Source organism: Alistipes sp., assembly GCF_020026455.1.
Lineage (GTDB): Bacteria > Bacteroidota > Bacteroidia > Bacteroidales > Rikenellaceae > Alistipes.
Genome location: NZ_JAHHQJ010000016.1, coordinates 72,634 through 82,519, shown reverse-complemented (window position 1 = coordinate 82,519; position 9,886 = coordinate 72,634). Strand labels below are relative to the sequence as shown.

General features: G+C 56.9%; 8 protein-coding genes. 1 reads left to right on the top strand and 7 read right to left on the bottom strand.

Translation table 11 applies throughout. The features are described 5' to 3' along the window. Positions 1–485: 485 nt before the first annotated feature. The 7 genes from QZ460_RS09155 to QZ460_RS09125 form a co-directional block, all read right to left on the bottom strand. On the bottom strand, positions 486–860 hold the full coding sequence (locus QZ460_RS09155) for a DUF2185 domain-containing protein (RefSeq protein WP_290541273.1): 375 nt from the start codon (positions 858–860) through the stop codon (positions 486–488). Positions 861–903: 43 nt separating this feature from the next. Further along, positions 904–1,473, bottom strand: coding sequence for a group II intron maturase-specific domain-containing protein (locus tag QZ460_RS09150; RefSeq protein ID WP_290541272.1), 570 nt, complete (start codon positions 1,471–1,473; stop codon positions 904–906). 7 nt (positions 1,474–1,480) lie between these two features. Beyond that, positions 1,481–2,218: a reverse transcriptase domain-containing protein gene (locus tag QZ460_RS09145; protein ID WP_290541271.1), complete on the bottom strand. Its 738-nt coding sequence runs from the start codon at positions 2,216–2,218 to the stop codon at positions 1,481–1,483. A gap of 875 nt (positions 2,219–3,093) precedes the next feature. After that, positions 3,094–4,008 carry a transporter gene (locus QZ460_RS09140; RefSeq protein ID WP_290541270.1) on the bottom strand — a complete coding sequence of 305 codons (915 nt, stop codon included), beginning with the start codon at positions 4,006–4,008 and terminating at the stop codon, positions 3,094–3,096. 1 nt (position 4,009) lies between these two features. Next, a complete protein-coding gene (locus tag QZ460_RS09135; RefSeq protein ID WP_290541269.1) occupies positions 4,010–4,459 on the bottom strand; it encodes a GatB/YqeY domain-containing protein in 450 nt (149 codons plus the stop codon). A gap of 30 nt (positions 4,460–4,489) precedes the next feature. Further along, positions 4,490–7,483, bottom strand: a complete 2,994-nt coding sequence (locus tag QZ460_RS09130) for a xanthan lyase (RefSeq protein ID WP_290541268.1) — start codon at positions 7,481–7,483, stop codon at positions 4,490–4,492. Further along, positions 7,473–8,924, bottom strand: a complete 1,452-nt coding sequence (locus tag QZ460_RS09125) for a sodium:solute symporter (RefSeq protein ID WP_290541267.1) — start codon at positions 8,922–8,924, stop codon at positions 7,473–7,475. The genes QZ460_RS09130 and QZ460_RS09125 overlap by 11 nt, the downstream gene beginning before the upstream one ends. 176 nt (positions 8,925–9,100) lie before the next feature. Between QZ460_RS09125 and mscL the strand changes: the two genes are divergently transcribed. Then, a complete protein-coding gene (mscL, locus tag QZ460_RS09120; RefSeq protein ID WP_290541266.1) occupies positions 9,101–9,589 on the top strand; it encodes a large conductance mechanosensitive channel protein MscL in 489 nt (162 codons plus the stop codon). The last annotated feature ends 297 nt before the right edge of the window (positions 9,590–9,886 follow it).

The following is a 9,886-nucleotide window of genomic DNA, read 5'->3' as shown; positions in this document are numbered from 1 at the left end:
GAAGATATAAAAAGATGAGTTCGATCGGAAAAACTACAGGGAAAGTCCTGCCAGTGTTTTCATTTCGATATTGACCGGTGTGGCCGGTTTTCCTCCTTACCGGATCTTTTCCGACGAGAACCGATCGGTCTGAAACCTCCGAAGATCTCTGACAGCTGTTCGCTGTTGCCTGGCGTCAGCTGAAGGAATTTCCCTTCGCCGGTTTCTTGCCGGCTATAGTGCCGTTTTGCATCGTAGAACTTCCAGGACGATATTCCCAGTTCTTTAAGACCTTCCTTGTAGCTCTGTCCGTTTTCATGGCAGTACCTGACGATTTCATTGACTTCTGAACTTGACATCATATGCGTTTCCTTTTTTATACAAAATTAGCGAGGCCGAAGCTGCGCTACAATATGTATTTTATCGGACGCTTACGATTCTTTTGATTTATGTTGTTTGGTGGCTAACCGACCTTTTTGAGGAGGTTGAGCCGTTTGTTACCAGCATCATTCTTCCAAGGGTTCAAATGGCTCTTCTTGAAACACACCATTTTCATCTCTGATATAAGCCGTACCGTATGGAGCATGAAGTAAAGGAATTATATCAGGATCGTACTGGCAGATGGTATTTAGTTTATAGATTCCGCTATTATCGGCCTTTTGCATATACTCGTCACTCTCATCACCTGCCGTAAACCTCCAGCCACTATCATATCCTTCGAACCAAGCTCCATCTTCCGGCTTTTCACGATACATATATCCTACCGGTAAGCCATCTACTGTGATTCTGTCAGTGGCTATACACCCATCAGAAGTATCCCAATCTTTAAGAAGAATCTCATTTTCTCGCCCATTTATAAAAAATTTCTTTTCCTTTTTCATTTTATGTTTCTTTTTTGCTGGTAATCGAGTAGGAGAAACGGGATTATTTCCCGTTTCGACCTCTCACACCACCGTGCGTACCGTTCGGTACACGGCGGTTCATTAAACATGATGTTCTAACATAATAATATTCGGACATGGGTATAAAGCCAAGTCCTTTCAGATACTCACTCGTCATGATTGTACTTAACGCAGTGGAAGCGATACGTACAACTCCTTTCCGAGTTTTAGCTACCGTCAGTGCAACCCATTCGGGTATATCAAACTGTTTCAGTTTCTTGATACGTGTACGGATAAACTGCCATTGTTTCCAAATATAGGTTCGCAGCCGAATCCGTATCCATCCGTCCAGCCTTGCAAGAAAGGTCTTGCATCCGGCTATACGGAAGTAGTTTATCCATCCCCGTGTAACCATGTTCAACTCTTCCAGCACTTGCTGTATGCTGACCCCACGGTTACGTTTGGTTATCGCACGAATCTTTTCTTTCAGCCTTTCTTTCGGACGCTCAGATACCCGGGGTATGCAACCGCCTTTCTTGTAACGGAAGCCGAAGCCGAGCAAATGGCATTGGTCGGGACGGCTGATTTTACTTTTCTCACGGTTTACACGCAAGAGGAGTTTATCCTCCAGAAATCGTGTAACGCTCTGCAATACCCTTTCCGCCGCACGCTGGCTTCTGACGTAGATACTGCAAATCCGCATAGCGGACGAAACTGAGTTTACGCTTCTCCAGCTCTTTGTCCATCTTGTCAAGCAGGATGTTGGAGAGTATGGGACTTAACGGGCTGCCTTGCGGAGTGCCCTCCGTGCGCAGGCTGACCAGACCACCCTCCATTATACCTGCTTGCAGGTATCGCCTGATAAGTTTCAATAATGGCTTGTCCGTAATACGTTCGCGGAGGATGGACATCAGCTTGTCGTGATTCACTCGGTCGAAGAACTTTTCCAAATCCATCTCCACTACCTTACGTTTGCCGTTTTCAAAGTATTCAAGCGCACGTTCCACTGCTTGGTGGGCAGAGCGTCCCGGGCGAAAACCGAAACTGCTTTCACTGAAACTTCCGTCATACAGCAGGTTCAGCTTTTGGGCTATTGCCTGTTGTATCAGACGGTCGGTAACGGTAGGTATGCCCAGCATACGTTTCCCTCCGTTGGGCTTCGGTATCACCACCTTACGGACTGCACAGGGAATATATGTACCGCACTGTATCTGCGACTTGATGGCAGACCAGTTCTTACATAAGTGGTCATGGAGTTCATCCACTCCCATACCGTCAATGCCTGCCGCTCCCTTGTTGGAAACGACCTGCCTGTAGGCGGCTCTCATGTTCCCGGCACTCAATATTTCTTCGAGCATACTGTTTCTCTTTATTTATTATGTTATACACTTGGTCGTATTCTTCCATATATGCAAGAGAATGCTATGCACTTGTCTGTCGCCATTTCTGTTTCCAACATACTCTCTCGACAGGAAGCCCCCTTTCGGGGTTGGCTGCTTTCTACGCATCCGTCTTAATACATAGTTGTCAGACCGTTTAATGTTCATCCCTTCACTCCGGCAGTCGAAGCTACTATGGAATCTGCTGACTTCTTCCGGCAAATCTTGTTTCAACCACGCCTGTTACGAATACGTGTCCGGAAGACCTCCCCCGTTAAGAACAACAACTTTCATCCCATCCATCTGCCGGATTTACACATACAAGTTTCGGATAGTATCGGACTTCATCTTGACATGCAGACTCGTCCACTTGTACATGCCTTATATCCGGTTTCTGTGCGTCAGACCGGGACTTTGCCTCCGGCTTCCTTCGGATTCCCCTCACGGTGGACACCCTTGCCCTTGGCTAACGATTCCTACTATCAAGGCTCGTTCGGGACTTACACCCTATAGTTGTTGCCCATGCAGGGCAAACATGTTATACTATCAGCCGATTTGGCTGTTATTTTTCCGAAGTATCCCTCTTCTGTCAACAGGTCATCCAACGGACTTTAGCTATTGCTTTTGAATGTATCGGCTATAGGTACCTGTCTTTCCGTTGTCTTGATGTTGTTAGGCCCCATAAGCTCCTCTGCAATCTTAATGTCCGTGCCCCGATCCGGCAGGAAGGCGGCATTCGTCAATCTGACCCACCTTCCGATTCCCATCTTAACCGTCTGATGTCGCTTACACCCAAACCGCACATGCAGGCCCGACAAACGGTTTTCGATGCAAGAACGGCGTAGAGGCCACGGTTATTTACACCTCGGGCTCTCGTTCCTGAACAGCTGAAAACTGTTGACCAGATTCTGCCACACGATATAGGCCGTAGGGGCGATCGAAGAGATCGGGTCGAGGAACGACTGAGCCATCCACACTGCAAGGACCGTGTTTTTCTGCCCGAGAGACTGTCCTCCCGCAGGAGGATCGCCGTAACGGCGGCCCAGCATGCGGCCCACCTTGAACTGACAGAGACAGATCACCAGTGCGACAAAGGCCAGCCACAATTCCGTCGAGAGCGAGGCCTCGTGCAGATCGATGATGAAGGCCGTCGTGCGTCCGATGATGACCGTCAGCGACACCAGCCACATATAGAACGAGATCTGGCTGTGGTCGCCGACCCATTTCGCCGCCCTCGGGATGACCAGCCGACAGAACTGCGCCGCGGCGAACGGCATCACCAGCAGCGGCGCGATGCGGGCCAGGATCTGCGTGAAGGTGCAGGTCCCCGTCCCCGTGAAGGCCAGAATCACGGGGGCCAGCAGCGCGACGGTCATGTTGCAGAGCAGGCTGTACGTGGCGATCGTGGCGACGTTGGCCCCCAGCATGCCGCCGATGACCACCGCGGCCATAGCCACGGGAGCCAGCACGCAGACCATCGCCCCCTGGGCCAGAACGGGGTTCAGCGGATGCAACAGCAGAAAAATCCCGATGCAGGCCACCGCCTGAACCAACAGCAGCCACACATGAAGCATCGAAGGCCTCATCTGGCTGGGTTTCACGCGGCAAAAGGTGACGAACAGCATCAGGAAGATCAGCGTCGGGGTGATCATCCGCCCCGAGAGTTCCTCCAGTTCTGAGAGCGGACGGCACAGCAACGCCCCGACAACCATGGCCGCCGGCATGGCGAAGGTCTTCACGTTGCGGTGCAGGTATTCCGACAGCTGCATCTTAAGCCAGCAGCTCCTTGACCTTTGCCGAAATGTCCTTGCCGTCGGCGCGGCCCGCAAGCCTCTTCGATGCCAGCCCCATCACCTTGCCCATCTCCTTCATCGACGTGGCGCCGACCTCGGCAATCAGGGCCTTGATCTCGGCGGTCAGTTCCTCCGGGGAGAGCAGCTTGGGCAGAAATTCCTGAAAAACGGCCACCTGGGCCAGTTCCTCCGACGCCAGGTCGGGGCGGTTCTGCTCGGAGAAGATCGCCGCCGAATCACTCCCCTGCTTGGCGAGCTTCGCGATGATCTTCAGCACATCGGCATCGGGCAGTTCGGCGATCTCCGGACCTGCGGTCTTGGCCTCGATGATGTATTTCTTCGCATTGCGCAGCGCGCTCAGGCGCACCGTATCCTTGGCCTTCATGGCCTCCATGATTCCTTTTGAAATCTGCTGTTCCAACGACATAACTAAAAATTTTTCAACGTATTATACGATTTATTTACCATTCTGCTTCAGGAGGAATCGCAGGGCATCGCGCATCAGCCGGTCGCGCTGCCTGCTGTCGGTGAGCGACTCGAAGGGGAATCCCGCGACGAAAGTCCTCCCTCCGGCATCGCAGGCCACGGCCGCCGTGCGGCCGTTGTCGTCGTAACGCATCACGGCAAACGCCCCCGCACCCGCGGGCTTCAGTGCATCGACCTGCTCGACGATGTAAGCATCGGGACGGTATTCGGTATTGAAGCGGTATTCGCCGCGCGAAAAGGCCCCTTCCGAGGTCATGACCCGCACCCGTCCGCGGTCCGAGGGATGCCTCCCGTCGGAGTCGATGCGGAGCACCTCCCGGGCGAAGGCGCGCCCCTGCTCCGGAGCCGTTTCGGCCCAGAGGTCGCCCGCCACGTAGCTCCCCGAAGCAAAAAGCCCGCCACCGCCGGCCAGATAACGCCGCAGGGCGGCCTGCAACTCCGGCGGAAAGGTCCGGAAGGCCTCCTCGCACACACCGCGCCCCAGCGGCGTGGTGCGCTGCTTGCCCAGAATCAGGTCGACGGCCGGATAGTTCTCCAACCCGACCTCTCCCCGTTCCACGGCCCGGGCCGAGGTCGAGCAGAACGAATAGCCCGCCGCCGCAACGGAACGCCCGTGCAGGGCCGGATAATCGAACGTATTGCCGCCGATCACGTCGGCCTCCCAGTCGCAGTTGCAGGCCCCGAGGGCAAGGCTGTCGACAGGACAGCGGGCCTGCGCGAGGTCGAAGATGCGCTGCGCTCCGGCGAAGGCGATATCCTGCCGGTCGGCAACGCCCCCGTCGAGGTCCATGCGAAATCCGGCCAGCGAATCGTTCCGTTCGCAGTGAGGGGCGCTCACACGGTCGAATCCGTTGACGATCAGCACACAGCCCTTTTCGTCGGGCATGCGGCAGGCCGCGAGAGTCTCGCTCGGGAAGCTCTCGCCTCCCTCGTTGACGGCCGTGACCCGATAGCTGTACACATGACCCGGTTCCTGACGGACCGTCAGGTGGGGTTTGTCGACAAGGCGGCCGTTGTCGAACCCGCCGTCGTCCCTACGCGTGTAGACCACATAGCCCGTCGGTGCGGCGGTCAATTCGAGCGGGTCCATCGTCGGGCTCCACGAGAGCGCGACCTGGTCGGCTCCGGCAAATTCCGCGGCGAAAGCCTCGACCGGCAGCGGCTGGACCACATAGGGCAGGTCGTATTGCGAACTGATGTAGCGCAGGACTCCCTTGTAAACAGCCCGGCTCACGAGGAACTTGAAACGCGGGTCGTGCCCCAGGCGCATGTCGGCGAAATTCTGGTGCGACAGGAGTTCGAGCAGCATGGTCGGGACACCCGGCACGCGAGCTTCGTAGTAGGAGCGGTTCCACAGCCCGCGGCGGCTCCAGTCCGGTTCGCAGGTGCGGCGGATATCCGCGACGATCTGCGTCTGCACGAGATCCGCCAGGTCGCGCGAACGATAACGGTCGGCCCCGCCCTGGAATTTGCCCTGATTTTCGCGGGTGAAGAAGATGGCCAGCGTGCCGATGATGTCGTCGCCGTCGCGCACCCCGGCATCGGAGTGAAACGCCAGCGCCATGTCGACCGGAATGCGCAGTCCCGCAGAGTCGGGCTGACGCTCCGAACCGCCCATCAGGGCATTGACCCAATGGGCCCGCGACATGTAGTCGTCCTTGTAGTCATCGGTATTGTTTTTGGGCGTATAGACCTCCTCCGGGAATCCCGCCCACTGGAGCCAGTAGCGCGCCCCCTCGCAGAAACGCGGGTAACCGCTCGTCTCCCCGGCGAGCCCCGCACCGGGCCGGAGCAGCGAGTCGCAGGACGTGCGGGCCACATTGCCATAGCCGCCGCCGATCTTCACCGCATCGGCCGAGACGATGCGTCCGCCCGTCCGCGAACGGTTCGAAAGGCTCACGATCTGCTGACGTCCGGCGGCGAACGGAAAGCGCCCGAGGTAAATCCATGTCCCGCCGCCCATCGTCTGATTGACGGCAAACGAGGTCTCGCCGCCGAGGTGGCGGACCGTATAATGCGCATCGTCGGCGCTCTCGGGCGTCGATTCGTAGCTCACATACACTGCATATTCGCCCCGCTCGGGGATGTCGGCATGCCACACGGCCCGACCCGTGGCGGCACCGGTCACGGTGCGCACGCGGCGTGTCGTGCCCTCGCGGAAGGGGTTTTCGCCCGTATGGTAGACCTGCCGGAGGTGTGCGAAGCCTGTGCCGCCGCTCTCCCACGCCCCCGTCTCCGCATACTGTGCGGCATTGTCGTTGTCGGCCAGCACCTCGTGCCGCTGCACGTCGCGCTCACGCGGCAGCAAGACGCAGGCTCCGGCGTTTTCGAGCATCGGAACCAGGTAGGGCAAGACATAGCTCTGCGTATAAAGGTCCTCGCAGGTCTGCCAGAGAGTCGAACGTTGCCATTTCCAACGGTTCTCCATCCGGTCGAAATAGCGTCCGTGGCTCTGCCACAGGGCGATATGGCGCCCCGCAAGTCCCCGCTCGGGGGTCTCGGGAGCCGACAGACGCGTCACGAGCGGGCGCTCGGAGCGGTTGGTGAAAAGCACGATCTTCTTGCCATCGACCGCCTTGCGCAGTTGCGTGGCGTTGCGGCAGGCCAGCGGAATCAGCTCGGAGACCTCGCGCCCTTCGGTATAGAGTTCGACGGCCGCTTTGCGGAACTCATGCGGCAGCAGGGCGCGCACCGAGTCGCGCATGGCCCGCAGGTTCTCCTCGCGGAAGGGATAGTTGGCCAATGCCGCCGTGGCGTAGATCCGCACCCGGCCGCGCGAGGCCTTGACAGTCTGGACACGCACGGTGATCGGCGTCGGTTTCTGGTAACCGCTCGTCACCTCGCGCGAAACGATGCGCGAAAGGGTCCGGCCGATCTCCCGCCGCGTTGCGGAGCCGATTTCCGTTGCCGAGGCAGAACCTAAAGCAAAGAGCGAAATAAGAGCGTATAAAATACTATTTTTCATGTCGTTTCACGAGCAGAAGCATGCCGATTATCGTAAAGGCGGCATTGTAAATCAACAGTTCGAAGCCAATCTGATAATCCCAGGCCTTCAGCGCCCACCACTGCGTCAGGGCACTCAATGCCGGGGCCGCGAGGGCCACCAGCGGCATCCAGCCGTCGCGGACCTTCAGCCGCGTGAACATCCCGAAGACGAACATGCCCAGAATCGGGCCGTAGGTATAGCTGGCGACCTTGTAAACCAGATTGATGACGCTGTCGTTGGCCCAGTACTCGAAGGCCAGGATCATCCCGGCCATCAGCAGCGCCATCGCCACGTGGACCCCGCGGCGGATGCGCGTGAGGCGCACGTCACCATAGCGTTTCGTGCCTTCGAGAAGATCCACCGTGAAAGAGGTCGTGAGGGCCGTGAGGGCCGATCCGGCCGCTGAATAAGTACTTGATATAAGTCCTACAACAAACAGAATACCAACGATAAGCGGCAGCCCTCCTTCGACGGCGACCAGCGAGAAGACCTGGTCGCTCTTGGCGGGTGCATCCATGCCGCTGCGCTCCAGATACAGGTAGAGCAGCACACCCAGGACGAGGAACAGGAAGATCACGAAAATCTGGCTCACGGCCGTCAGCACGATGTTCTTCTGTGAGTCGCGCGGCGTAGCGCAGCTCAGGTTACGCTGCATCATGTCCTGGTCGAGTCCGGTCATGGCCACCAGCAGGACGATGCCGGCGGCAAACATCTTCCAGAAATAGCGGTCCGAAGCCGGGTCGTCGAAGAAGAAGATGCGCGACATGGGCGACGCGGAGACCTCGCGGACCGTATCGGCGAACGAGAGGTCGAGCCCCCGCATGATGAAGACGATCGACAGCACGAGGCTCGCAACGAGGCAGAATGTCTTGAGCGTATCGGTCCAGATCAGCGACTTGACACCACCCTGCCGCGTGTAGAGCCAGATGAAAAACATCGTGACGAGGGCATTGGCCCAGAACGGGAAACCGTAGTGCGAAAAGACCAGCAGCTGCATCACGGCACAGACCACATAGACGCGCAACGCGGCGCCCAGCATCTTCGAAACGAAGAAAAAGCACGCCCCCGTGCGGTGGGATCGGACACCGAAGCGGTTGTCGAGGTACTCGTAGAGCGAGACGACCCGCAGGCGGTAGAACGTAGGGATCAGCACGAAGGCCACGATCAGTTGGCCCACCGTGAAGCCCGCGACCATCTGCATGTAGGAGAACGAGTCGGCGGCAACAGAGCCGGGAACGGAAATGAAGGTCACGCCCGACATTGCGGCGCCGATCATGGCGAAGGCGGCCATGTACCACGGCGTGCGGCGGTTGCCGGTGAAGAAACCGGCGTTGTCGGCACGGCGGCCCGAGGCCCATGCGACGGCGAAAAGAACGGCTATATAGCCCAGAACAGTGAGAGTAACAGCAGCAGGTGTCATAAAGATGTATTTGGGTTCGGATCACAAAGATATAAAAAAAAGGCGGAGACGGAGGCGGACAGGCGCTGTTTTTACCGGCCGAAAACAACCGGCGGAAGATCCGTACGGCTTATTGGATTTCCCGAAAAAAACAGCTACTTTTGTTAGGACTTAAGAAACTCAAATCCTCAAACGATATGGCTTTTTTCAAAGAATTCAAAGAGTTCGCCCTCAAAGGCAATGTAATGGACATGGCCGTCGGTGTGATCATCGGCGGAGCATTCGGCAAAATCGTATCGTCGCTCGTCAACGACATCCTGATGCCGCCCATCGGTGCGCTGATCGGCAATGCGGATTTCTCGCAGCTGAGGCTCGACATCTCGAAAATCCGCGACGTGACGTCAAGCGCCATGCACTCCGTGGGAGATCTGGCAACCGGAGGAGGCAATCCCGCACAGGCGGCCGTGGCGGCAGAACCGATCTACTGGAACTACGGCGCTTTCATCCAGCAGTGTGTGGATTTCGCGATTCTGGCCTTCTGTGTATTCCTGATGGTCAAGTTGATGAACCGTCTGATGAAGAAAAGAAAAGAGGCCCCGGCTCCGACCCCCGAACCGCCCGCACCGACGAAGGAGGAGCTGCTGCTCGCCGAAATCCGCGACCTGCTGAAAGAGCAGAAGAAATAGGCGGAGGACGACATCTTACGGCGCGAACGGACGTAAGGGATTATTCACTGTGGCGCGGAAGATTCGCTGGATGACGACAGCAACAAGGTGGTTCATTCCATTATGAAAACCTTTGGAATCACAAGGGCTGAGGCCTTACAGGATTTCCACACCTATACCTATAAGGCCGGAGATGCGGAAAGTGGCGGTATCTGGCTGTAAATAAAGGATGTCTCGGATTTTACGGTTCATAGCGCCAACCGTAAGATTATGAGAAAACAGAGGAAGCCGTCCCTCTCCAGGGAGGTGAAACGAAAA

Bases quoted from the DNA above. Each gene is read 5' to 3' on its own strand.
- QZ460_RS09145 (WP_290541271.1), bottom strand. From the start codon at position 2,218: ATGCTCGAAGAAATATTGAGTGCCGGGAACATGAGAGCCGCCTACAGG.
- QZ460_RS09130 (WP_290541268.1), bottom strand. From the start codon at position 7,483: ATGAAAAATAGTATTTTATACGCTCTTATTTCGCTCTTTGCTTTAGGT.
- QZ460_RS09155 (WP_290541273.1), bottom strand. From the start codon at position 860: ATGAAAAAGGAAAAGAAATTTTTTATAAATGGGCGAGAAAATGAGATT.
- QZ460_RS09125 (WP_290541267.1), bottom strand. From the start codon at position 8,924: ATGACACCTGCTGCTGTTACTCTCACTGTTCTGGGCTATATAGCCGTT.
- QZ460_RS09135 (WP_290541269.1), bottom strand. From the start codon at position 4,459: ATGTCGTTGGAACAGCAGATTTCAAAAGGAATCATGGAGGCCATGAAG.
- mscL (WP_290541266.1), top strand. From the start codon at position 9,101: ATGGCTTTTTTCAAAGAATTCAAAGAGTTCGCCCTCAAAGGCAATGTA.
- QZ460_RS09140 (WP_290541270.1), bottom strand. From the start codon at position 4,008: ATGCAGCTGTCGGAATACCTGCACCGCAACGTGAAGACCTTCGCCATG.